Source organism: Bacteroidales bacterium MB20-C3-3, from assembly GCA_035609245.1.
GTDB lineage: Bacteria > Bacteroidota > Bacteroidia > Bacteroidales > UBA932 > Bact-08.
Genome location: CP141202.1, coordinates 87,796 through 111,628, shown reverse-complemented (window position 1 = coordinate 111,628; position 23,833 = coordinate 87,796). Strand labels below are relative to the sequence as shown.

Genomic DNA, 23,833 nt, shown 5'->3' with positions numbered 1-23,833 from the left:
ACAAAAATGAAAGTAATCTGCAAACTTATATATGCAACCCTGCTAACAGCGCTAATCTCTTCACAAATAGCTGCACAAAATAATCCCGGCCGCAGGGAGAAATTGCACAATGCCAAAAGTTTATACGAAAGAGCAATGTATCCGGCTGCAATGAAAATTGTCAATGATATAATCTCTGAAAGCGGAAAAAATCAAATTACACAAACAGAACTATCTGATGCAGAAGCTATTGGTGTTTTGTGCGCTATTAAACTAAATTTCCCTAATATTGACGGATTAGTTGATGAGTATATTGATAAATACCCGCACTCAAGCGAAAAAGAGAGTATAAGACTTAATCAGGCAGCCTATTTTTTCAATCTGCAGGACTATATCCGTGCAGGAGAGATAATGGATATGATTAATATCAGGAGTCTCACACCTGTCCAGGGCAACGAATTCAACTTTATGAAGGGATACGGCCTTATGAGGACAGGAAGATTGTCTGAGTCAGAACTATTTTTTAACAAAGTGGTAAGTTTCAAACACACCTCTTTTACAAATCCTGCCAAATATTATCTGGCTTACCTCTCATATATGCAAAAAGATTTCAGGAAGGCAATTGAGAGGTTTTCAGAAATTGAGAACGACCCAAGATTCAGGAACATGGCCGTGTACTACAAGATAGAATCGGCATTTATGCTTAAGAGATATGAAGAGGTAATCTCAGGAGGAGAGAAGATTTTCCCTGAATTAACAGGAGAGTTCCGCACCAAGGCAGCCCGATTTCTCTCTGAGGCATACTTTGCTACAGGAAACTCTCAGAAGGCAAACTTTTTCTTTGAACAATTCAAGTTTTCCACAACTGATCTCAGCAGAAAAGACATATACTATTCAGGGATAATATCATACTCACTCGGCAACTTCCAGCAGGCAGCAGATGCATTTAACCAATTAGGAGACACAGAGGATACTATAGCTCAGAACTCCCAATACCATCTGGGCCACAGCTATATCCAGATAAAAAACAAACAAGCAGCACTCATTGCATTCAGAAATGCAACAAGATATAATTTTGATCCGGCAATCAGAGAGGATGCAATGTTTAATTTTGCAAAACTCTCATTTGACCTGAATCAAGACATATCAGTTTTCAAAAGATATCTTACAGAGTACTCTCCGGCTGATTCCAAGTACAATGAAATTCAAAATTATATTGCAACAGCGTCAATAATCAATAAAGATTATAAATCAGCAATTGAAGCGCTTAGGCAAATCAGATTCCCTCAGCCAAAAGATGCAGTAAACCTGCAAAAAGCCTCCCTTTTGAGAGGGATTGAACTTATTGAACTAGGTGCTTTCAGAGAGGCTGTACCGGTTTTGGAACTCTCTGCAGCCAACGGGAATTACAATGACAGAATAAAAGAGCTTGCAAGATTCTGGCTAGCAGAGGCCTATTACAGGGACAACCAGTTCCAGAAATCAGTGGATATTAATCAATCTCTTGTAAATAATTCCAGGTTCAGACAAACTGCAGAATATCCTCTTTCAGTTTACAACCTTGCATACTCATATTTTAAGAATGGTAATTTTTCTCAGGCCGAGCAGTGGTTTGCCAGATACATTTCACAGCCGGGTTCCGGCAAATTCGTTACAGAAGCAAGGCTGAGACTGGGAGATGCTCTCTTTATGCAGAGGAAGTTTCAGGCAGCAGCAGATATGTTTTCCCTGGTACCTGCATCTGATATTAACTCATACGCCTACGCAAATTACCAGCTTGCTATTGCAAAAGGACTTTCAGGAGACGATAATTCAAAAATTGAAGCTCTTGAGAAGCTTGTCAATACAGCTGAGAGAAGTACTCTCCATCCGGAAATTATATATGAACTGGGAAGAACTCTTGTACAGACGGGAGATAATGAAACAGCAATTAAATATTTCCAGGAATTAAATTCAAGATACAGAGAGAGCGGCTACTATCCAAAATCCTTACTGGAGTTGGGATTGATTTCGCTCAACAGGGGAGATCACAATGAAGCAATGAATTACTATAAACAGATTCTCTCTGTTGCCCCGCAATCCCAAGAGGCACAGGATGCCATCGCAGGACTGGAGAGCATATATCAGGAACGCGGAGAGGCTCAGGAATTCCTCTCATATCTGGATCAGACAGGTCTTTCAAAAACCAGAAGCGTATCTGACAGAGAGTCAATTCTTTTCACAGCAGCAGAAAGACTCTATCTTAATGGAAATTACGGAGGGGCAATCAGCTCAATCTCCTCTTTTCTCAACACCTATCCTAACAGCATTAAAAAAGCACAAGCACTCTTCTATCTTGGAGACTCCTACAACAGAACAGGGAAGCCCGAGCTTGCCCTTGACTCCTACCGGAGAGTTATGGATCTAGGAGAGGGCTCTTTTACGGAACTAGCCACCCTCAATTACTCAAGGATTTCATACTCACTTGAAAATTACAAACAGGCACTGGAAGGGTACTCAACTCTTGTACTTATAGCTAAGCTGGAGAACAACAGAAAAGAGGCTGTTATGGGTCGGCTTAAATCATTTTTTATGGAGAGGCAGTATGAAAACGCCATAGCTGAGTCCGGCAGGATGGATAAAAGCGGATTAACCGAAGCTCAGTTAAGAGAGATAAAATACATTGAGGGTAAATCTCATTATCTGACCGGTAACAGAAGTAAAGCTCTACCAATCCTCAGAGAGATTTCATCAAATAAAGTTACACCGGAGGGGGCAGAGGCTGCTTACCTGATAATAGCCAATCATTTTGACAATGGTGATTTCGAAGCCGTTGAAAAAGAGACTTTCTCATTCTCAGACTCCGGCTCTCCTCAGACATACTGGCTGGCAAAAAGCTTTATTCTGCTGGGAGACTCCTATGCAGAGAGAGATAATATCGAACAGGCACGTGCCACATACGAAAGTATTAAAGAGAGTTATAAATCAAACGGAAAAGATGATATAGCAGATCAATTAGCCGTAAGACTTGAAAAAATTCAAAAGAGGTAATGATGAAAACAGTTAACAAACACATAAAATTTGGGGTAGCAATAATACTTTTTTCCCTCTTTGCAACAAAATCGCCATCACTTTACGGACAACAGAAAATTGACCCGACACTTGAGGTACGAAGAGAATTTGACGGTAAACTGATGGAGATAACCAAAAGCAAATTACCCTTTCAAATTGCAGACTCAATATCAAGATTTAATCTGATATTTGACTATACTGTTTTCAACAAACCAGTCCGGGACCTGTATGAATTCTCCCCCCTGCCCTCCGCACAAATTGAGAAAAGGGGAAGGGAGAGACACCCTGTATTCCAGGCTCAGCTGGCTACATCCTTTCCTCTTGCCCCATTTGCAAATATTTACTATCAGCCAAACCTTCCCAACGGACTTAATTTGCTTCTGTTTGGAGAGCATTCATCATATTTTGGAAAAATAGATGATGTACAGGCTCCGGAACATCTGAACACAGGTGGAGTTGCATTTGAATACTCATGGAAACGGGGAGAGGCTGGAATTGACATAAAAGGGACAAACAGACAGGCATCACTTCACGGATTCGGAGATTTCGCACAAACATTGATACCTGAATCACTTTCGTGGAGATATATGCGAGACACCCTCTCCAGAAGATTCAATAATTTTGAGGGGGGATTTTTTGTTCGTTCAGCTAACCCCTCCCCAAGAGCCTTTAATTACCTTCTATCTGCAGATTATATGTTCACGGATGACCTTTCCAGGTTCAACGGAAAAAAGGTTCAGGAGGACTATTTTAAGATAAAGGCAGATTTTGGACCATCATTTGGAGATAACCATAAATTTATGGTAGGCATCGATCTTGAAAACTCAAAAAGTTCATTAAATCCTGATTTTGGAAGATACTCACTTACAGCACACCCGAGATACATCTTCACTCAAAGAAGGTGGCTGCTGGAAGCCGGAGTAAAGATAAACAAATGGGCAGAAGCTGATGAGGAGGGCTTTGATTTTTACTTCAACGGTAAAGCCTCAATTGCCCTTATCCCTTCCAATCTTTGGTTTTATGCAGAAGCTGACGGAGGAACCATTTTCAGAGGCTACGGATTGCTTCTTAAGGAGAATAACTATATATCACAATCCATACAATTGAAGAATACAGAGATACCATTCACCGGTCAGGCAGGATTCAAGGGACAAGTAATGGACAGATTCTCTTACCATATATATGGAGGATATACAAGATACAGAGATGAGATATTTTTCAGAATATCAGACGACGAAAACTGGGACGGAATGGTAAATATCTTTCACGCAGACTATGCATCATTGAATAAATACTCAGCAGGCGCTGAGGTATCCTGGAGATCTAACGAGTTTGAAGCAGGAGCAAAAGCGGTTTACAACCACTATTCACGACCAGACTCACTTCCCTCTTACAACCATTCTCCATTTGAGGCAGGCCTTCATGCAAGGTATAACTGGAGAGGAAGAGTAAGCGCGGGTGCAGAGCTGATTCATAAATCATCAATGCCTGTTATTATAAGAACAGGTGTTATTGACTTAACAGGAGTACCAGCTATGATTGAGACCAAACCATACACAACTCTTAACATTTTTGCCAATTACTCCTATAACTCAAAATTCAGCTTTTACCTAAAGGGGAACAACCTCTTTAACTCACAAGGGTTATGGCTGGCCGACTACGGATACCGAGGTATAAACATAACAGCAGGAGTAATTATAACTCTTTGATATCCATGAATATACATCCTTTCGTAAACCTGATTATTTATCAAAAATAATTAGGTTTTTTTTATGCTTTTGATTAACTTTGCCTCTTTAATAAGAGATAAATTCTAATATGACAGAACAGGGATCCCTATCAATCAGCGGACAATACTCCGCTGATAGCATACAGGTTTTGGAAGGGCTTGAGGCAGTAAGAAAAAGACCTTCAATGTACATTGGAGATGTTGGAAGCAGAGGATTGCATCATTTGGTTTATGAAGTAGTTGACAACTCAATAGATGAAGCACTTGGAGGATATTGCACAGATATTCTGGTAAAGATAAATGCAGATAACTCTATCACGGTAGAGGATAACGGAAGGGGCATCCCTACCGATATACACGAAAAAGAGGGCAGATCCGCACTGGAGGTTGTTCTTACTGTTCTCCACGCAGGTGGTAAATTCAGTAAAGACTCATATAAAGTTTCCGGAGGTCTCCACGGTGTTGGTGTTTCCTGCGTTAATGCTCTCTCACAGCATTTGACTGCAGAAATTCACAGAGACGGAAAACAATTTATCCAGGAGTTTAAAAAAGGTATTCCCCAGTATCCCGTTAAATTGGTAGGCGATTCAGACAAAAGAGGGACAATAATTACCTTTAGTCCGGATCCCGAGATATTTGTTCTCGGCACAAACTATAACTATGACATACTTGCAACAAGACTCAGAGAACTTGCCTATCTTAACAAAAATGTAAAACTTGTTCTGGAAGATTACAGAGAGCAGGAGAATTCAGAGGAGGGAGAGCACGAACTTCCGTTAAGAGAGGTTTTCCACTCAGAGCTGGGTCTGCTGGAGTTTGTTCAGTACCTGGATGGAAACAGAGAGAAACTTACAGAGAAACCAATATATCTGGAGGGTGATAAAACGGGTATGCCAATTGAAATTGCAATGCAATACAATACTGGCTTTTCAGAAAACATCCACTCTTATGTTAACAATATAAACACTATTGAGGGAGGAACACACCTCTCCGGATTCAGAAGAGGTCTGACCACAACACTCAAAAACTACGCAGATAAAAATGGTCTGCTATCCAAACTTAAGTTTGAGATTGATGCCTCTGACTTCCGCGAAGGTTTAACTGCTATTATATCGGTTAAAGTAGCGGAGCCGCAGTTTGAAGGTCAGACAAAAACAAAACTGGGAAACTCTGAGGTGATGGCCGCAGTATCTCAGGCAACAACTGCAGCCCTTGAATACTATCTTGAAGAGAATCCAAAAGATGCAAAGAATATTGTAGATAAAGTTATTCTTGCAGCAACAGCGAGACATGCAGCCAGAAAGGCCCGGGAGATGGTACAGCGTAAAACTGTAATGTCCGGAGCCGGCCTTCCCGGTAAATTAGCTGACTGCAGCGACAGAAATCCTGAGAAGTGCGAGATTTTCCTTGTCGAGGGAGACTCGGCAGGAGGAACCGCCAAAACAGGCAGGGACAGGGGTTTCCAGGCAATTCTTCCTCTAAGGGGAAAAATTCTCAATGTTGAGAAGGCTATGGAACACAAAGTCTTTGAAAGTGAGGAGATCAGGAACATTTATACTGCACTGGGAGTTACCATAGGTACTGAGGAGGACAGCAAAGGGCTCAACCTCTCTAAGCTCAGATACCATAAAGTTATAATTATGACCGACGCGGATGTGGATGGTAGTCACATTGCAACCCTGATTCTCACATTCTTCTTCAGACATATGCTTGACCTTATCAAGAGCGGCTATGTCTATATTGCAACCCCTCCTCTCTACCTCGTAAAAAAAGGAAAACAAGAGAGATATTGCTGGACGGAAGAGGAGAGGAAACTTGCGACACTGGAGATAGGAGGGGGAAAAGAGTCAGGAGTATCACTACAGAGATACAAAGGTCTCGGAGAGATGAATGCAATTCAGTTATGGGATACTACTATGAATCCCGATACAAGAATACTAAGACAAGTAACAATAGACAACGCAGCAGAGGCAGACAGAATCTTTTCCATGTTAATGGGAGACGAAGTTCCGCCACGCAGAGAATTTATTGAGACTCATGCAAAATACGCTAAAATTGACGCCTAGCAAGATAGTGGCAACTGCATTAATATTTGCCACTATTCTTTTACCAAATATTTCAAGAGCATCTTCTGAAAGAAGGGTTCTCTCCTCGGTACCCATTGATGTTCCGTCATTCCGGATTAAATTTCCTGAAGTTATCTCTCTGTATGACCATCCGCTATTTAAACCGGAACTCCCAAAACAGATTCCTGAAATTCTGGACTTCATCAGAATGGTTGAATTTGATGATGCACCGGAGGAGTATGATATATGGAGTGACACAAAGGTAAATCCCTATCAGGTAGACCTCAAGGATATGAAAGACACCATCAGAATTGATCTGAGTGGATTTTCACATCCGGGATCCAGGCATATAACATCTGATTTTGGATTCAGAAAATGGCGGTTTCACTACGGAATTGACCTTAAAGTTGACAAGGGAGACAGCGTTGCGGCAGCGTTTGACGGAGTTGTAAGAATTACAAAAAGAGCAAGAGATTATGGTTATTATGTTCTGTTGAGACACTTCAACGGATTGGAAACTCTTTACGCCCACCTCAGCAAAATCCTGGTTAACCCGGGAGATACTGTTAAGTCCGGCCATACGATAGGACTTGGTGGAAGCACAGGAAGATCTACCGGAAACCACCTCCATTTTGAGACCAGGTACCTTGGCAATCCAATTAATCCAAACCACCTTGTAGATTTTAGCAAATATACTATTCACAATAACATCCTTCTCCTCAATGCCAAGCATTTTGAATACAAAAAAGAGATTGAGAAAATCAGATACTGGACAATTCGGAAAGGTGATACATTAGGAAGGATTGCTATGAGAACCGGAGTATCAATCAGCAAACTTTGCTCGCTTAACGGAATTAAGAGAACAACAATTCTAAGAATTGGAAGAAGACTAAGATATACCTAAACATTTTTATAATGGACATTTTTGACAGAATAAAAAACGACGAGGGAGGACCACTCGGCCAATACAGAAAAAAAGCTCACGGATATTTTATGTTCCCAAAGCTTGAGGGTCAGATACAACCAAAGATGACTTTCAACGGAAAAGAGGTTCTTGCCTGGACATTCAATAACTACCTTGGCCTGGCAAACCATCCTGAAGTTCGCAAAGCCGATGCAGATGCTGCTGCTAAGTGGGGCCTGGGTTACCCAATGGGCGCCAGAATGATGTCAGGACAGACAGCACTTCATGAGCAACTTGAAAGAGAACTTGCCGAATTTGAATTAAAAGAGGACGCTTACCTCTTCAACTTTGGCTATCAGGGAATGGTATCCACAATTGATGCACTGGTCAACAGACACGATATTATTGTTTACGACTCAGAGGCTCATGCCTGTATTATGGATGGCGTCAGACTTCACATGGGTCAGAGAATTGTATACCCTCACAACGATATTGAAAAGTGTGAAAAGGCACTTGCAAGAGCCACCAAACTTACAGAGGAGACAGGTGGAGGAATCCTTCTAATCACAGAGGGAGTTTACGGGATGACCGGAGACCTGGGTATTCTTGACAAGATAGTTGAACTCAAGAAAAAGTACAATTTCCGGATTCTTATTGATGATGCTCATGGATTTGGAGTAATGGGGGATAACGGAAGAGGAACCTCTGAATACTATGGAGTTATAGATGAAATTGATCTCTATTTTGGAGCCTTTGCAAAATCAATGGCATCAATCGGAGGTTTTGTTGCAGGGGACAAACAGATTATCAATTATCTAAGATATAACCTCCGTTCTCAGATTTACGCAAAATCATTACCTATGCCACTTGTAGAGGGAAACCTCAAGAGACTGGATATGATTCGCTCAATGCCTGAATTGAGAGAGAAACTCTGGACAATTACAAGAGCTCTACAAAAAGGGCTAAGAGAGAGAGGGTTTGATATTGGAAAAGCAGAGGCTTGCGTTACACCTGTATTTCTTCAGGGAAATGTTGCCGAAGCAACAAATATACTTATCGACTTAAGGGAAAACCACAAAATCTTCTGTTCAGTAGTTGTATATCCTGTAGTGCCTAAGGGAGTTATTATGTTCAGAATCATCCCTACCGCTATGCACTCACTTGAGGATGTTGAGTACACTTTAAATGCCTTTGGACAGATTGGAGAGAACCTTAAAAAAGGTGCATATAAAGCAGAAGAGATGCAGGACAAATCTACAGAAGCTGTAGTCTGAAAAATGAAACAATCTCTAAAAGACAAGGTTGTTGTAATAACAGGTGCAAGTTCCGGTATTGGACTGGCGGCGGCAAAGGCTTTTGCCGCCGAAGGTTCAAAGCTGGCTGTTGCAGCCAGAAATATTGAAAAACTAAATAAGCTCAAGGAAGAACTCTCTCAAAATGAAATTATTTGTATTAAGACAGATGTTACTGTTGAGGAGGAGTGTCAAAATCTCATTGAACAGACCATCACTAAATACGGAAGAATAGATATTCTGATTAATAACGCAGGAATATCAATGAGAGCAATGTTCAAAGATCTTGATCTCTCCGTAATCAAAAATCTTATGGATGTGAATTTCTGGGGAACTGTCTATTGCACAAAATATGCACTCCCATGGATTCTTGAAACCAGGGGCTCTGTAGTTGGAGTTATCTCTATTGCAGGCTTTAAAGGTCTCCCGGCGAGAACAGGATACTCAGCTTCAAAATTTGCTGTATACGGATTTCTTGACACACTAAGAATTGAACATTTGAAAGAGAATCTCCATGTAATGATATTTGCCCCCGGCTTCACAGCCTCATCAATCAGAGAAAAGGCTCTGGTGGCAGACGGGACTCAACAGGGATCAACACCGAGAGATGAAGGCAAAATGATGTCGGCAGAAGAGTGTGCTCAGCATCTTGTCAAAGGGATAAAAAAGAGAAAGTCTCAGGTAATCCTCACATTTATAGGAAGATTGACAGTTAATCTTAATAAATTTTTCCCAAGATTGGTTGACAGACTGGAGTACTCATTTATGAAAAAAGAGCCGGACTCACCCCTAAAGTGACCGGCTCTGAAGATATGACTCAATATTGGCTGCAATTCCCTCAAGCAGCCTTTTTTTTGCACTTTCACCAGACCACCCTATATGGGGAGTTAGAATTAGTCTCTCCCTTTTCAAGACCTTAAGATATGGGTGATTAACAGGAATAGGCTCCTGCTCATAAACATCAGATGCAGCACCTCCAAGCAGGCCATAATCAATAGCCTTGGCCAGGTCTGCCTCGTTTACAATACCCCCTCTGCCCATATTTACAAGAATAGCATCAGGCTTCATAAGCTTAATCTCCTTCATTGAAATAAGGTTACTTGTTTTCTCGTTTAGCGGAGCATGAATGGATACAATATCACATTTTGTCAGCAGCTCTTCCAGAGATACAGCTGGATATTTTTTACAGTGAGACTTTCCCGCAGTTGAGTAATACATAACATTTGCACCAAAGGCTGTTGCTATTTCAGCTACCCGTTTTCCAATATTACCCATTCCAATTATTCCAAAATTTTTCCCGGAGATTTCAGAAAAAGACCTTCCTGTATCAGTAAAATGGAGGCTCTTTGAGTACTCTCCGCTCTTTACCTGATTATCAAAATAGATAGTATGATTTACCAGGGCAAGTATTGCTCCGAATGTAATCTGAACAACACTTTCAGTTGAATATCCAACAACATTTTTAACTAAAATACCCTTTGAAGCAGCATATTCACTATCCACATTATTTGTACCGGTAGCTGCCACACATATAAGCTTTAGCTTAGGAGCAGCATCAATCTGCTCCCTGAACATTTTAACTTTGTTCACAATAACAACCTCTGCAGCAGAGACTCTTGACGGAATCTCTGAGGTTGATGTGTGAGGATAGAGAGTTAACTCCCCCACTCTTTCAATTATAGAATAATCCACTCCCTCACCTAAAGTTGAAGAATCTAGAAATACAATTTTCATATTTTTTTACCTGATATTCTGAACGAGATTGGCCAATATGTCTCAAGACACTACAAAGATATCTATATTTTTTAAAGAATTCTCTGTTTTGGTAACTGAATTTTCCGAGGTGACCCATCGGTTAAATAAACCACATGTGGAAGGAGAAGTTGTCTCAAATAAAGGATCTTGATATAACAGTCTCTGACATCCTGGAGAAGAGTGCCACTGAGGAGGACAGAATCAACCATGTGTATATTGCGGACCTGTTGATTAGGCAGCACCGGAAAGAGTATATTCCGATTATTCCGGTTGAGGAGCAGAGGGATCCGATGAAGAATATGACATTTCTGAAGGTTAAGGAGCTGGGGGATTTTGGTAACGAAGAAGAGCTGGCTTTGTTGATTGAAGAGATGGAATTGGAGATGGTGGGGGTGAAGAGGTTTGGGAATTAAAAAAGAATAGTTAACTTCATGACATTCTTATAGATGTCATATTTTATCCTAAAAGAATTTTGTCAATTAATTAATTTTGTTTTAGAGAAATGCATTATTCCATAAACGTGTACATATCTCTATTTTTTCGAATGATATATTCAATAAACATGGATCTATAAACAAGTTATGAGTAATTAATAAATAATATGACTGAAAGTGATTTGATTACGCTAGTTGAGATTGAAGATAAATTCATCGCAGAAGATATACAGCAGCTTTTGGAGGATTATCAGATCTATTCAGTACTGATGTCAGATAATCCGGCCTCTTCTGTATTAAATGTCTATTCTGGATTTGCTCCGATAGAAAACATAAGCATCCGAATTAATAAGATTGACTACTTGAAAGCTACCGAAATAATGACGAAAAGCGAATACAAAGATTTATTAACTAACTCATAACACAAGGTATAGTGCAGCCACTTTTATTTGAGACAGATATAGACAGTGGCCGCCCCATACCCCCGTCCGTTGTAGCCAATTTTAGAAAACCGAACAGCAAATGAGATACATATTTTCAATATTGATTTTTTCGCTTTCACTTTTAGCTTACGGACAGGATAAAAATGATATAAATGTTCGAATAAATAACGAGCCTCTTGATTCGTTACCCAAGTTTGTGATTAAAATGGACAAAACTGAATATTTTTTAGACTCAATTCCAAATTCCATAAATCCCAATTGGATAGATAAAATTGAAGTTTTAAAAAGTGAGGAGCAAAAATATCTTTATGGAAACGGGAATGGAGTAGTTTTAATTTATCCCAAGAAAAAATATTTCAAACAGATTAGTTCGCTGCTTGAAACAATACCGAACAATCAAGAGCAGATTGACAAACAGACATTGGATAGTATTTATTTAAAAGCCTTAAACAGCCGGATTGATTTGCAATTATCGAGTGGATGGAAATTCATTGAGCCAAACGAGCAGATTGATAGGATTAAAAATAACTTTGACCATAATAGTGTTTATAAATTTCTTTCAGCAGATGAATTATTTGATTACGCCTATAAGCACGGCAAGTCATTAAAGTTATATAGAGTTACTCATAAACAGATTTCAAATGATACTATTGATATAAACTTCGGCTATTTGGCATTAAAAGTAAAAAAAGGAATTTTCTTTAAAAATGGATTACATTTTCGAGAAGCAAATTATTCCATTGCATGTGGTGGAACAAATGGATATATACCTGATTTCCGATTTGTTTATGACAAGGAGACTAATAACTGGAAAATAATTGGGGGTAATTGCAAAACACCAGAATGGACAGATAAATAGATGATTAAAAAAATAAAAACTGGCTACAACACGCAATATAGCCAATGGCGGGGGCTGTGGGAGTTTGAAGCTTTCTGTCCCGTATCAAGGTTTGTAACGGTGGATAAGGACGTAGCCCGCAAACCGCCACTGGCCATATTGCCAACGTTAGGCAACATTAAAAAAGACACTGCGGAATGACTAATAAAATGAATGAAAAGAAAAAAATATTTGGATTAGAGAAAAATGCTTTTTTCACCGGATTAACAAGTTTTTTCACAGACACATCTACCAAAATGGTATATAGTGTGATGCCACTATTCCTATTGTCGATAGGAGCATCAAAAACAACTATCTCCTTAATTGAAGGGATTGCAGAAAGTACGGCATCATTATTAAAAGCAATTTCGGGGTACTGGAGTGATAAGATTGGTAAAAACAAGCCATTCATGATTATCGGATATGGTATTACAGCCATTATAACACCTTTATATGCATTAGCAAGAATACCAATTCAGATTTTATTTTTTCGGTTTTTTGAACGCATAGGAAAAGGTTTAAGAGCGGCACCACGAGATAGCCTTATAAGTGGCTCTATTAAAAAAAATGAAGCTGGTAAAACTTTTGGGTTTCAGAAAGCAATGGATAATAGTGGGGCTATTGTTGGTCCTTTGATTGCTTTCTTATTGTTATCTATTTTTCCATTAAATTATTCTTACATATTTTTATTAGCAACCATTCCAGCAATTCTTGGTGTATTAACGATTATTATTTTCATAAAAGAAGCAAAGGCAGAAAAAAATGAAACCACCAATAAGATTTCATTAAAACTTTTACCCAAAAAGTTTTATTTCTTTCTTATTATAATTTTCGTGTTTACTCTTGGTAATTCAGCAGATGCATTATTGCTTGTAAAAACAAGCGAAACAGGTATAGATAAATCATACATTCCTTTTGTATATATGATATTTAATACAGTATCTGTTTTGCTGGCCATACCGATTGGAAAATTATCGGATAGAATTGGTCGTGAAAAATTGATTATTCTGGGTTTTATAGTATATGCAATTGTTTATTATTTTTTCGGTAGGTTTAATAGTATAAATGTTTTTATTTTCTTGTTTATGCTGTATGGATTTTACAGTGCATTGACTGATGGTAGCCAGAAAGCAATGATTTCTGATATTGTTAGTAAAGACTTAATAGGGACGGGATTTGGAATTTATCATGCTGTACTTGGAATTACTTTATTACCTGCGAGTTTAATTGCAGGATTATTGTATGATAAGGTTAATTCAAATGCGCCATTTTATTTTGGTTCTATAATGGCATTAATTGCTACTATACTAATGATAATATTTACAGTTTTAGACAAGAAAAAAGAAAAAATTAACGTTGCCTAACACGCGGTCATAAAACATTGGGGTTTAAGTGGTATGCCAAGTGCATCGCTCGCTGGCAAGGTTCTTATCGGTTGATAGGTTCGCAGCTCCGAAATCCCCAACGTTTCATACCGCCGACCGTTAGCGGCAATATTGAGTCGCAGGCTACGCAGACGATTTTTCTTATAATGAGAACGATTTGAGCCAGACAGAAATTATAAAATGAAATATCAATCACTTTAAAGACAAAATTATGAAGACAAAATTCTTATTAGCAGTTATTTTAATTCTTATGTCAGTTTATTCTTTTGGACAGACAATAAGTGAGCCATTTAAAAAAGCAAATACAATTTTAATCGAGACAAAACTCCCGGACAGTGACTGTTTTACAAAATGGGGAAAGCATCTTGCTCAAAATGGATACTCAATAGACAAAAGTGATAATAACTTTCTCACTATGACAACTGGCCCAAAAAACACAAGTAAATTCAATTATGATTTTATTGTAATTTCATCAGTAAATGACTCTGGGACAGTCATAATTAAAATAAAATGGAGGCTCAATTCAAGTATTATTGCTGGTACATCTGAAACAAACTTTTATGACTGGGAGTATGCTTCTGGAAAAAATAATGTTCAAAATATCATCTATGAAGATTTGATGAAAACGATAAATTCATTTGGTTCATATGACATCAAATTTGAAAAGAATTAAATACTGCCGCTAACAACAGCTATAGCCAATGCGGGTGTCAGTATGGTATTCAGCGTTTCCGCTCTATGCATAGTTTGTTTGTAACGACACGGACTGCCTTGAAATCCCGCACTGCCCATAACTACAAACGTTGGCGTTCATTATAAAAAACCAGAAACATCATGGATATAAAAGATTTAACCGGACTTAGCGAACCCTTGAAAAAATTAATAGAAGTGATTTCTCAAGGGATTGGGGCTGTTGGCAAACCCTATCTAATTCGCAAAACTGCTGATGCAAAAGCATATGAGATAAAAGTTATTTCTCAAGCAATTCGTGACAATCAGCAGGATTTAAAAGAGATTGGATTTAACGATGAAAAATTAAGTTTAATGTCTTTAGATAGTAATTCAATACAGAAAGAGTTGTCTATCGAAGAAAGAACACAGCAAAGAATTGATTTCAAAGAACAAAAGCGACAAAAAAATATTGAGAGCATAACTCAAAAAGCTGTTGAAAACTTAGAATCAGAAACAACGGTATCTGAAGAACCTGTTGATGAAGATTGGACAACAAGGTTTTTTAATTATGCTGAAGACATTTCAAATGAAGAAATGCAAGTTTTATGGGGCAGAATACTAGCAGGAGAGATTAAAAAGCCAAGGTCTTATTCATTAAGAACTTTAGAAATTCTGAGAAACTTATCAAAAGAAGAGGCTCAAGTTTTTATGAAATTTGCCTCATTAAGCATTAAGTCAAGTGGAGTTTCCTTTATCCTTAACTTTAAAGATGAAAAAATCCTTGAGGAAAAATATAAGTTGAAATTTAATGAAAGATTATTATTAGAAGAATTGGGTTTTATTACAGCTAATGATTTACAATTCAAAATCGGAAAAACTGAGAATTCATCTAGACAAATAGTTTTTATTATTGGTAATATTTGTGTTATACAAAACAAACTCGAAAATAAGGCAGAACAACAATTACAAGTTTTAGTTTTCACAAAAATTGGACAAGAACTTTTGAGTTTAGTGAATTTTGCACCTCAATTAGATTACATACAATTACTTACGACTAAACTTAATCGAATGAATGGTTCAGTTCAATATGGTCAGATTTTGCAATATCTTCCAACTGGACAAATAAGACACACGCCTCTCATGGATGTGCCATTGACAGAAATTGAACAAGAAAATAAAAAGAGAGAAAACGAAGAAAAAAAATAACGAAACGCCAACAGCGTATATAATTAAGTGCGGTTTTGGTGCTGATAATCAGCATTTTCACCCGCAAAAACCTCGGTGCTTTTCGACAGGAAAGTACCCCGTAATCCGCACCTAATCATATACGCGGAACGTTGGCGTTCATTGTAAAAAGACAGACGATATGCGAAAAATTGATGATAAACTTATTGAAAGATTGACAAATGGTGATTTATTGCCTTTGTTAAACTACATCAAATCAGATAACGAATTACGTTTGGAAGTTCGTCAAAATGGCGATGCCTTTGTTTATTATCGAAAAGGAAAAGCATTAGAAATTAAGAAATTAAAAGTTGATACGAAGTACGGAAATGTCCCAAATACTGATTTAGCGGTTTCTAATCCAAAAGAATATTTCAAACTGATAAAAAAAACAATTGATAATTGGCTTGAAAGCAAAAAACAAAGAGCGGAATTTGACTCACAACAAAATATCGCAAAAAACAACCAAGACAAAAGTGATAAGTATATCATTCTTGATATGGAATATGCTTTTGAGCAAAATCAAATTGAAAAAATTAGTAGAGAAAAACGTGGTGTTTTTGACTTGTTAGGAATAGACAAAGAAACAAATAGAATTATATTCTTTGAAGTAAAAAAAGGAATGGGTGCTACAAAAGGTAAATCTGGGATTGAGGAGCATATTTGTGATTTTGAAAAATATCTATTTGGAAAAAACGCAAAAACATTTAAAACGAATCTGGTAAAAGACATTCAGAATATTATCGAAGACAAAATTAAATTAGGAATCATTGATAATTTCAGTTTCTCCGATGCTTTTGAAAAGCAAAACCCTGAATTAGTTTTTGTTTTTCATCCTGACACCAATTCGCAAATTGCAGAATTTTCGAATGAACTCAAAAATCGACATAAACTAATAGTTGTGAGCGATAACAATTACAAGCTAAAATGAGAATTACAATCAATCGAGGTATAGACCAAATTGGAGGTTGCATAACTGAAATTGCAACTAACAACGCAAAAATCCTAATAGATTTGGGGCAAAATCTTCCTAATGGCGAAGGTGTTGTAAACGATGATTTTGCTAATTCAGATGCAATTGAAAAGATAACAAAAGATATTGATGCAATATTTTACACACATTATCACGGAGACCATTTAGGTCTATTTCATCTTGTTCCTAATTCAATTACTCAATATATTGGTAAAGTTGCAAAAAGAGTAGCTTTATGTAAACATCAACGCCTTTCATACATCAAAGACCGCAAAGAACAGTCGGAAAAAGAAATTGATAGAATAGAAGCAATGCAATCTTTTGAATCTCAACAAATATTTAAAGTTGGAGATATTAAAATAATACCATATTTCGTAAGCCATTCGGCTTACGATGCCTATATGTTTTTAATTGAAGTAAATGGGAAGAGGATTTTGCATACTGGCGATTTTCGGGAGCACGGTTATCTTGGTAAAGGTCTTCTTCCAACTATTGAAAAACTAATTCTTAAACAAGGGAAGATTGATTTTCTAATTACTGAAGGAACAATGCTTGCACGTTTAGACGAAAGAGTTCGACACGAAAATGAATTGAAAGGAGAAGTTGTAGAGCTTATGAAGCAAAATAAAAATGTATTTGTTTTGTGTTCATCAACTGACATGGAACGATTAGCTACTTTTCATGCAGCAAATCAAAAAATGAACGGCAGACCTTTTGTTTGTGATGATTTTCAAGAAAGTGTTTTAGAAATATTTTCAGATACTGCGGGTAAAAAAAGTACATTATTTGATTTTGAGAAACCTTATATTTTCCGGAAAGACAACGAGAAACTAATAAATTGGATGAAAGATAAAGGTTTTTGTATGTTAGTTCGTGCAACTGATAAATTCGATGATTACACAGAGTTTTTGTTGCCATTATTAGAGAAAGACAAAACCATTCTGATTTATTCAATGTGGAAAGAATATATAAATCCGCAATGCAAACATGCAAATAAGAAATATTTGGATTTTATTGATAAGTTTTCCAAAGTAAGTAAAATACATACAAGCGGACACGCTTCTGCGGAATGTCTCGCTGATGTTTGTAATCTTGTAAATCCGAAAACAGGAATTATTCCAATACATTCTGAAAATTCTGCTGATTATCAAAAACTGCCAATTAAAGAAGAACTAAAAGACAAAATAATTACGGAAACAAAGAAAATTGATGATACACTTATTGAGATAAAAAGAACAACGAAACGCCAACAACGTGTATAAAACATTTGGCAGACAGTGCTTATTCAAGTGTTACAGCTCGTATCAAAAGTAGTTGTAACTTGACAGGAAAGTGCTTCGAAATGCCAAACGTTTCATACACGCAACCGTTAGGTGCAACTCTCCGAATGTCCGCACAAACATCAGCGGACACCCGGAAAATAAAAAAAGACGAAGAAGTATGAGCAAACAAATCATAGAAAATATTGCCCACGTAAAAAAACGGATAAACAATGCCTGTAAAGAAAATGGCAGAGATCCAAGCGAAGTAAAATTGCTGTTGGCTACAAAAACCGTAAATGCCGATCGTATCAAAATTGTATTAAATGCAGGACAGACATTGATAGCCGAAAACAAAATACAGGAACTCAAAGAAAAATTTGAAGCATTACAAGGAATTCCACATACAAATCATTTTATAGGACATTTACAAACCAACAAAATCAAAGAACTTTTGAAATACAATGTTTCTTGTATTCAATCGCTAGACCGTTTGAATTTGGCTGAGAAATTACATCAACGTTTGCTGCTTGAAAACAAAACAATAGAAGTGTTGATACAGGTGAATACTTCGTTTGAAGAAAGCAAATTTGGTGTAAGTCCTGATAATGCCATTGAATTGGTAAGGCAGGTTGCACAGTTGGAAACCTTGAAAATAAAAGGTTTAATGACAATAGGTCTTTTCAGTGCAGAAACGGAAAAAGTGCGTAAATGTTTCCGTTTGCTCAAAGATATTCAACAAAAAATCATTGCCTTGAAAATTCCCAATGTAGAGATGCAAGAATTATCAATGGGTATGAGTAGCGATTTAGATACAGCCATTGCAGAAGGCGCAACCATTGTAAGAGTAGGCACTGCTATTTTTGGACAAAGGATTTATCCCGACAATTACTATTGGAACGAAAAATGAAAAATAATCAAAAGATGAAAGTGCATTTTATTCAACACGAAACATTCGAAGCACCTGCGGCTTATTTGGAATGGGCAAAACAAAGAAATCATACAATCACTTTTTCAAAGGTGTATGAAAACCAAGCTTTGCCTGAAACAGCAGAAAATATTGATTTACTAATTGTAATGGGCGGACCTCAAAGCCCCGCTACAACACAGAAAGAATGTCCGCATTTTAATGCAAAAGCCGAGATTACTTTAATACAAAAATGTATAAAATCTGAAAAAGCAGTCATTGGCGTTTGTTTGGGTTCACAACTCATTGGCGAAGCGTTGGGTGCAAATTTTGAACATAGCCCCGAAAAGGAAATTGGTGTTTTCCCTATTCAACTTACTGATGACGGATTAAAAGATGAGAAAATAAACCACTTCGGTTCATCATTACTTGTAGGACATTGGCACAATGATATGCCCGGACTTACCACCGACAGTAAAATTTTGGCAACCAGCACAGGTTGCCCAAGACAAATAGTAGCTTATTCAAATTTGGTTTACGGCTTCCAATGCCATATAGAATTTAACCCCGAAGTCATTGAGTTATTGATTGCAGAAGAAGAAAATATTTTAAGCAATAACGTTACACACAAGTATGTTCAAAAGCCCGATGAAATAAGAAGTTATAACTATACTGAAATGAATAGCAAACTGTTTCAATTTCTTGACAAACTTGTAACTGAATATTCAAACAAAAGAGTATGCACCTAACATTGTATAAAAGCAATAGCGGGTTTAGTGATTAAATCAAGGTCTGTGCATTTAACAAACTTTTGTGGCGGTGGAAAGGAAATCACCTTGAATTCCGCTACTGCTTTTATACTTTACCGTTAGTGGCAAGGCTATGACGACACAACCCGACAGACAAATCGGGTTCTTTTTGACATTTCATATTTTAGCAATTGCTTAAATAAACAAATTAACTATCTTTGCTCAATGGACAATAATTCTTGCATACGACAACAAGCAGACATTAAACAAATAAATCGCTGTAAAGACCGAGTTTCAGAACTCAACGGCTCGTTTGACTATTTATCGAACGGACTTGAATTAGCGGGAAACAACGTAAGACTCAAAATTCTGTTTCTGCTCTATGAAGAAAAACGACTTTGTGTCTGTGATATAAGCGACATTCTTGGAATGACAATTTCAGCAGTTTCACAACACTTGCGAAAACTAAAAGACAGAAAACTAATTGAAACAGAAAGAGAAGCTCAAACCATTTTTTACTCATTGACAAAAGAGTATGAAAAAATGCTGAGACCGTTTTTCAAAATACTTGACGAGAATAAAATATTAGAAACAATATGAAAACAGACAACAAACTAATTGGAGCAGGGCTTTTGACAGCAATTGCCGCTTCATTGTGTTGCATTACACCAGTCTTGGCTCTCATTGCAGGGACAAGCGGACTTGCTTCAACTTTTTCTTGGCTTGAACCTTTCCGACCGTATTTTATCGGTTTGACAATTTTGGTTCTTGGTTTTGCTTGGTATCAAAAGTTGAAACCAAAAAAACAAATTAACTGTAACTGTGAAACAGAAGTAAAACCTAAATTCATTCAATCAAAAAAGTTTTTAGGAATTGTAACAGCATTTGCAATCGTTATGCTTGCCTTTCCACACTACTCCAACATTTTCTATCCAAAGTCAGAAAAGCAAATCATAGTAGTAGACAAATCCAATATTCAAAAAGTAGAATTTACCATTAGCGGAATGACTTGTGCAAGTTGTGGCGAACACGTAAATCACGAAGTAAATAAATTGACAGGAATAATAAGTTCAAACGCTTCATACGAAAATGGAAACGCAATTGTAGAATTTGACAACTCAAAAACAAACATTTCTGAAATCGAAAAAGCAATAAACTCAACAGGATATTCTGTAGCTGACAAAAAAGAAAATTAAAATGGAAATCAAATTACAATCAACAATAACTTGTCCCAACTGCGGACACAAGAAAGAAGAAACAATGCCGACAGACGCTTGTCAATATTTTTACGAATGTGAAAAATGTAAACAAGTTCTAAAACCAAAACAAGGCGACTGCTGTGTTTATTGTAGTTACGGAAGTGTTGCTTGTCCACCAATTCAGCAGGACAAAAAATGTTGCTAACAGACGAAAAACAAAGAAGCCCAGCCACTAACAGCGGTTTGGCAAAAGTGGCGGTTCAGTTCTTCGTATGACAGTTTATCGTAAATTTGAAGAGTGTGCTTCGTATGAACATTTGTGGTAAAATCGCCACCTTCGCCAAGCCGCGAAACGTTACCACACATACAAAATACAAATAAATAAGCATTATATCCAACCAATAGCGGGTATAGTACGATAGTGCCAGGCAAAATTTGTCTCAAGTGTCCCATCTGTCCCGCTATTAAAATGGGACAGGACACCAAAAAAACAATCGCCCCCAATTTGAGGGCGATTTTTTACATCTTATTTATCAGGTCGGCTATATTTTGAATATTCAGGTTGAGGTTTAATGGTTATATATTTTTTCATGCAAACTCGCAAGCAGGTTAAACATAAGCTTAATCTGATTTGTCCCTGGAAAAAAAGATTTAGGAAAAAAGTTGAAGTGTTTCATTTATTCTTTATCAAAATAATTATCATTGTCGCTGAAGTTTGCGAACATAGATACATTCTTACTGTATTTGATCCTGGCATTTTTGTCAATATCGAACATTTGTTTAATATCTTCGTCAGATCTGCTAAATTTCAGTGTGTTGGTTATGGAGATTGAGAGAGCAATTTTCTCTACATCATGGTCTGTTCCAATATATGTGAATGTCCAGTTCTCTTGTTTTAGCTCCTCAACCATTGCCTTAATAGCGTTTACCGAGTACTCCTTAGAGTTATTCTCTTCTCCGTCTGTGAGTACGGTTACCAGAACATTGTAGTTGCTTTTATCAGTCAAAGCCTGTTTCAGAGAAACTAACGCAAAACCCATTGCATCAAAAAGAGGAGTGCATGCGTTAGGGCAGTATTTTCTGTCATCTATCTGTGATAGTTTACCTGCAGGATCGACAAGGTGTATAAATTTTGTACCAAGGCTGTTGAATGTTACAAAGGAGATAAAGTGCTCCTGCTCTGGAAACTGTTTTTCAATTCCGTGAATAGTAGCTATTCTGGTCCATACTGGGCCACCATTCTGGCGGATACTGGGCCACCGTTCTGGAGCATACCGGGCCATTTTATAAAATAAAGGAGGAGAGCAGGCCCTCCTCCTGTTACAGTTTTTAAGCAAGCGGGTTACTTTTGTAGTTGCAACACAAAAAGAACCTCACATGGCTGGAAAACTAATAACAATGAGCAAAGTAAAGCAAATTTTGCAATTAATTGAACAGGGGATCTCTCAAAGAGAGATATCTCGGTGTTTACAGATTGACCGAAAAACAGTAAGTCAGTACTTCTCAAAAAACAAGGAGTTAAACTTAACTAAAGAAAATCTTCAAACTATTCCTGACGAAGAACTGGAAGCATTATTTAAATCAGAAGCTTCGTACTTTGATTCAAGCGAAGAGTATAAGTACTTGGAAAAACTATTTCCCTATTTTAGGAAAGAACTCAAGAGAACCGGAGTTACCAGGTTTATTTTATGGGAGGAATATCGTAGAGCCCGCTCTCAAGGCTACAGTTACTCGCAAATGTGTCATCATTACCAACAATGGCTAAATAGTGAAAATGTCTCAATGCATCTTGAACACGAATATGGAGAGGAGATGTTTATAGACTTCACAGGAGACAAGCTTAATTATTTTTGTCCCAATTCCGGTAAAGCTATAGAAGCAGAAGTTCTTGTAACCATTCTTGGTGGAAGCAGAATGTTTGAAGCAGAGGCCGTTGGGAGTCAAAAAGTGGAAGACTTTACAATGGCAGTAAGTAATGCACTCCATAATTTTGGAGGAGTACCCAAGGTGCTTATCCCGGACAACCTAAAGGCTGGAGTTACTTCTTCAGATAAGTATCAGCCCGTAATCAACAATACTTTTCTCTCTATGGCTAACCATTATGGAGCAACGGTAAGTCCAGCCAGGTCCAGAAAACCTCAAGATAAGGCATTAGTAGAGAGTATAATTAATGTGGTTTACTCTTCAGTATTTGCTCCTCTTAGGGATAAACTGCCCTGTGGACTAACAGAACTTAATAAGAGGATAAAAGAGCTTGTTGCTATTGCAGTAGCTAAGAACTTCCAGAACAGAGATTATAGTCGTAAAGACCTGTTTGAAAAGTACGAAAAAAGTGCTCTTATGTCATTACCTGTAAATAGATACGAGATAACTAAATCATATAAACTTAAGGTAAACACAGAGTATCATGTATTTTTTAACAAGGACAGACACAGCTATAGTGTACCGTATAAATATGCCGGAAAGAGGATTAAAGCTGTTGTGTCGTCCGGGACAATATCCTTCTATTACAATAATCAGCAAATTGCTTCCCACATAAGGAGTAGCAAGGAAAATGGATACTCTACAAAAGTTGAACACAGGCATCCAAATCATAGATATGTAGACCAATGGGAGCCTTCTGTTGCTTACATATGGGGAAGTACTGTAGATCCGCTGGTAGAAGAATATATGAGGAATATGATGTCTCAAAGCACATATCCTCATTTGGCCAGAAGAATGTACGAAGGAGTTGTACACTTGAGTAAGAAATACGGGAACTACAGGCTTACAAATGCATGCAAAAGGGCTTTAGCTTATAGGGTGTATGATTATACAACTTTAAAGAATATCCTGTCAAATAGCCTGGATAATCAAATTGGTACTACTGCGAAGAATATCGTAAAACTGCCACGACACGAAAATATCAGAGGAGCTCAATATTATAAATAGCATA

Annotated in this window: 22 protein-coding genes; 20 read left to right on the top strand and 2 right to left on the bottom strand. The window is 37.5% G+C overall.

Annotated features, from left to right (window positions below):
- Window positions 1–6: 6 nt before the first annotated feature.
- The 6 genes from U5907_00545 to U5907_00520 all read left to right on the top strand — a co-directional run bounded on the left by U5907_00545 (window position 7) and on the right by U5907_00520 (window position 9,819).
- Window positions 7–3,009 (top strand): tetratricopeptide repeat protein, encoded by a 3,003-nt coding sequence (locus tag U5907_00545; GenBank protein ID WRQ33153.1) that lies wholly within the window; start codon window positions 7–9, stop codon window positions 3,007–3,009.
- Window positions 3,009–4,739, top strand: a complete 1,731-nt coding sequence (locus tag U5907_00540; GenBank protein ID WRQ33152.1) for a TonB-dependent receptor — start codon at window positions 3,009–3,011, stop codon at window positions 4,737–4,739. Before U5907_00545 ends, U5907_00540 begins: the two co-directional genes overlap by 1 nt.
- Window positions 4,740–4,848: 109 nt before the next feature.
- Entirely contained in the window at window positions 4,849–6,825 is a 1,977-nt protein-coding gene (gene gyrB, locus U5907_00535) for a DNA topoisomerase (ATP-hydrolyzing) subunit B (protein ID WRQ33151.1), read from the top strand.
- Entirely contained in the window at window positions 6,815–7,729 is a 915-nt protein-coding gene (locus tag U5907_00530; GenBank protein ID WRQ33150.1) for a peptidoglycan DD-metalloendopeptidase family protein, read from the top strand. The genes gyrB and U5907_00530 overlap by 11 nt, the downstream gene beginning before the upstream one ends.
- An 11-nt stretch (window positions 7,730–7,740) precedes the next feature.
- Entirely contained in the window at window positions 7,741–9,003 is a 1,263-nt protein-coding gene (locus U5907_00525) for a pyridoxal phosphate-dependent aminotransferase family protein (protein ID WRQ33149.1), read from the top strand.
- A gap of 3 nt (window positions 9,004–9,006) precedes the next feature.
- Window positions 9,007–9,819 carry an SDR family oxidoreductase gene (locus U5907_00520; protein ID WRQ33148.1) on the top strand — a complete coding sequence of 271 codons (813 nt, stop codon included), beginning with the start codon at window positions 9,007–9,009 and terminating at the stop codon, window positions 9,817–9,819.
- On the opposite strand, the gene U5907_00515 is transcribed toward U5907_00520, so the two are convergent.
- Window positions 9,811–10,755, bottom strand: a complete 945-nt coding sequence (locus U5907_00515; protein WRQ33147.1) for a D-2-hydroxyacid dehydrogenase — start codon at window positions 10,753–10,755, stop codon at window positions 9,811–9,813. The genes U5907_00520 and U5907_00515 overlap by 9 nt on opposite strands.
- A gap of 134 nt (window positions 10,756–10,889) precedes the next feature.
- On the opposite strand from U5907_00515, the gene U5907_00510 reads away from it, so the two are divergent.
- From U5907_00510 to U5907_00450, 13 genes are all read left to right on the top strand, one after another.
- Complete coding sequence (locus tag U5907_00510; GenBank protein ID WRQ33146.1) at window positions 10,890–11,189, top strand: hypothetical protein; 300 nt, start codon at window positions 10,890–10,892, stop codon at window positions 11,187–11,189.
- 188 nt (window positions 11,190–11,377) lie between these two features.
- Window positions 11,378–11,632: a hypothetical protein gene (locus tag U5907_00505; protein WRQ33145.1), complete on the top strand. Its 255-nt coding sequence runs from the start codon at window positions 11,378–11,380 to the stop codon at window positions 11,630–11,632.
- Between the two features lie 100 nt (window positions 11,633–11,732).
- Complete coding sequence (locus U5907_00500; GenBank protein ID WRQ33144.1) at window positions 11,733–12,512, top strand: hypothetical protein; 780 nt, start codon at window positions 11,733–11,735, stop codon at window positions 12,510–12,512.
- A gap of 176 nt (window positions 12,513–12,688) precedes the next feature.
- Window positions 12,689–13,894: an MFS transporter gene (locus tag U5907_00495; GenBank protein ID WRQ33143.1), complete on the top strand. Its 1,206-nt coding sequence runs from the start codon at window positions 12,689–12,691 to the stop codon at window positions 13,892–13,894.
- Between the two features lie 232 nt (window positions 13,895–14,126).
- Window positions 14,127–14,588 (top strand): hypothetical protein, encoded by a 462-nt coding sequence (locus U5907_00490; GenBank protein ID WRQ33142.1) that lies wholly within the window; start codon window positions 14,127–14,129, stop codon window positions 14,586–14,588.
- A 161-nt stretch (window positions 14,589–14,749) separates the two neighbouring features.
- Window positions 14,750–15,793: a DUF2806 domain-containing protein gene (locus tag U5907_00485; protein ID WRQ33141.1), complete on the top strand. Its 1,044-nt coding sequence runs from the start codon at window positions 14,750–14,752 to the stop codon at window positions 15,791–15,793.
- A gap of 160 nt (window positions 15,794–15,953) precedes the next feature.
- The gene (locus tag U5907_00480; GenBank protein ID WRQ33140.1) at window positions 15,954–16,742 is read left to right on the top strand and encodes a hypothetical protein; all 789 of its coding nucleotides are present in this window, start codon (window positions 15,954–15,956) and stop codon (window positions 16,740–16,742) included.
- Window positions 16,739–18,046 (top strand): MBL fold metallo-hydrolase, encoded by a 1,308-nt coding sequence (locus U5907_00475; GenBank protein WRQ33139.1) that lies wholly within the window; start codon window positions 16,739–16,741, stop codon window positions 18,044–18,046. The genes U5907_00480 and U5907_00475 overlap by 4 nt, the downstream gene beginning before the upstream one ends.
- Before the next feature lie 178 nt (window positions 18,047–18,224).
- On the top strand, window positions 18,225–18,953 hold the full coding sequence (locus U5907_00470) for a YggS family pyridoxal phosphate-dependent enzyme (protein WRQ33138.1): 729 nt from the start codon (window positions 18,225–18,227) through the stop codon (window positions 18,951–18,953).
- Window positions 18,950–19,699, top strand: coding sequence for a type 1 glutamine amidotransferase (locus U5907_00465; protein WRQ33137.1), 750 nt, complete (start codon window positions 18,950–18,952; stop codon window positions 19,697–19,699). The genes U5907_00470 and U5907_00465 overlap by 4 nt, the downstream gene beginning before the upstream one ends.
- A gap of 225 nt (window positions 19,700–19,924) precedes the next feature.
- The gene (locus U5907_00460; protein ID WRQ33136.1) at window positions 19,925–20,299 is read left to right on the top strand and encodes a metalloregulator ArsR/SmtB family transcription factor; all 375 of its coding nucleotides are present in this window, start codon (window positions 19,925–19,927) and stop codon (window positions 20,297–20,299) included.
- A complete protein-coding gene (merTP, locus tag U5907_00455; protein WRQ33135.1) occupies window positions 20,296–20,895 on the top strand; it encodes a mercuric transport protein MerTP in 600 nt (199 codons plus the stop codon). Before U5907_00460 ends, merTP begins: the two co-directional genes overlap by 4 nt.
- A 1-nt stretch (window position 20,896) precedes the next feature.
- Window positions 20,897–21,103 carry a GDCCVxC domain-containing (seleno)protein gene (locus tag U5907_00450; GenBank protein ID WRQ33134.1) on the top strand — a complete coding sequence of 69 codons (207 nt, stop codon included), beginning with the start codon at window positions 20,897–20,899 and terminating at the stop codon, window positions 21,101–21,103.
- A 472-nt stretch (window positions 21,104–21,575) separates the two neighbouring features.
- Here U5907_00450 and U5907_00445 read toward each other — a convergent pair whose 3' ends face one another.
- Window positions 21,576–22,181: a hypothetical protein gene (locus U5907_00445; GenBank protein WRQ33133.1), complete on the bottom strand. Its 606-nt coding sequence runs from the start codon at window positions 22,179–22,181 to the stop codon at window positions 21,576–21,578.
- 115 nt (window positions 22,182–22,296) lie between these two features.
- Here U5907_00445 and istA point away from each other — a divergent pair, with 115 nt between their 5' ends.
- Window positions 22,297–23,829 (top strand): IS21 family transposase, encoded by a 1,533-nt coding sequence (gene istA, locus U5907_00440; protein WRQ33132.1) that lies wholly within the window; start codon window positions 22,297–22,299, stop codon window positions 23,827–23,829.
- Window positions 23,830–23,833 lie beyond the last annotated feature (4 nt).

Excerpts from the sequence above, each read along its gene's own strand:
- U5907_00460 (WRQ33136.1), top strand. The coding sequence starts at position 19,925 with ATGGACAATAATTCTTGCATACGACAACAAGCAGACATTAAACAAATA.
- U5907_00480 (WRQ33140.1), top strand. The coding sequence starts at position 15,954 with ATGCGAAAAATTGATGATAAACTTATTGAAAGATTGACAAATGGTGAT.
- U5907_00515 (WRQ33147.1), bottom strand. The coding sequence starts at position 10,755 with ATGAAAATTGTATTTCTAGATTCTTCAACTTTAGGTGAGGGAGTGGAT.
- U5907_00465 (WRQ33137.1), top strand. The coding sequence starts at position 18,950 with ATGAAAAATAATCAAAAGATGAAAGTGCATTTTATTCAACACGAAACA.
- U5907_00505 (WRQ33145.1), top strand. The coding sequence starts at position 11,378 with ATGACTGAAAGTGATTTGATTACGCTAGTTGAGATTGAAGATAAATTC.
- U5907_00500 (WRQ33144.1), top strand. The coding sequence starts at position 11,733 with ATGAGATACATATTTTCAATATTGATTTTTTCGCTTTCACTTTTAGCT.
- U5907_00495 (WRQ33143.1), top strand. The coding sequence starts at position 12,689 with ATGACTAATAAAATGAATGAAAAGAAAAAAATATTTGGATTAGAGAAA.
- istA (WRQ33132.1), top strand. The coding sequence starts at position 22,297 with ATGAGCAAAGTAAAGCAAATTTTGCAATTAATTGAACAGGGGATCTCT.
- U5907_00485 (WRQ33141.1), top strand. The coding sequence starts at position 14,750 with ATGGATATAAAAGATTTAACCGGACTTAGCGAACCCTTGAAAAAATTA.
- U5907_00545 (WRQ33153.1), top strand. The coding sequence starts at position 7 with ATGAAAGTAATCTGCAAACTTATATATGCAACCCTGCTAACAGCGCTA.
- gyrB (WRQ33151.1), top strand. The coding sequence starts at position 4,849 with ATGACAGAACAGGGATCCCTATCAATCAGCGGACAATACTCCGCTGAT.
- U5907_00470 (WRQ33138.1), top strand. The coding sequence starts at position 18,225 with ATGAGCAAACAAATCATAGAAAATATTGCCCACGTAAAAAAACGGATA.
- U5907_00475 (WRQ33139.1), top strand. The coding sequence starts at position 16,739 with ATGAGAATTACAATCAATCGAGGTATAGACCAAATTGGAGGTTGCATA.
- U5907_00520 (WRQ33148.1), top strand. The coding sequence starts at position 9,007 with ATGAAACAATCTCTAAAAGACAAGGTTGTTGTAATAACAGGTGCAAGT.
- U5907_00510 (WRQ33146.1), top strand. The coding sequence starts at position 10,890 with ATGTGGAAGGAGAAGTTGTCTCAAATAAAGGATCTTGATATAACAGTC.
- U5907_00525 (WRQ33149.1), top strand. The coding sequence starts at position 7,741 with ATGGACATTTTTGACAGAATAAAAAACGACGAGGGAGGACCACTCGGC.
- U5907_00540 (WRQ33152.1), top strand. The coding sequence starts at position 3,009 with ATGATGAAAACAGTTAACAAACACATAAAATTTGGGGTAGCAATAATA.
- U5907_00445 (WRQ33133.1), bottom strand. The coding sequence starts at position 22,181 with ATGGCCCGGTATGCTCCAGAACGGTGGCCCAGTATCCGCCAGAATGGT.
- U5907_00450 (WRQ33134.1), top strand. The coding sequence starts at position 20,897 with ATGGAAATCAAATTACAATCAACAATAACTTGTCCCAACTGCGGACAC.
- merTP (WRQ33135.1), top strand. The coding sequence starts at position 20,296 with ATGAAAACAGACAACAAACTAATTGGAGCAGGGCTTTTGACAGCAATT.
- U5907_00490 (WRQ33142.1), top strand. The coding sequence starts at position 14,127 with ATGAAGACAAAATTCTTATTAGCAGTTATTTTAATTCTTATGTCAGTT.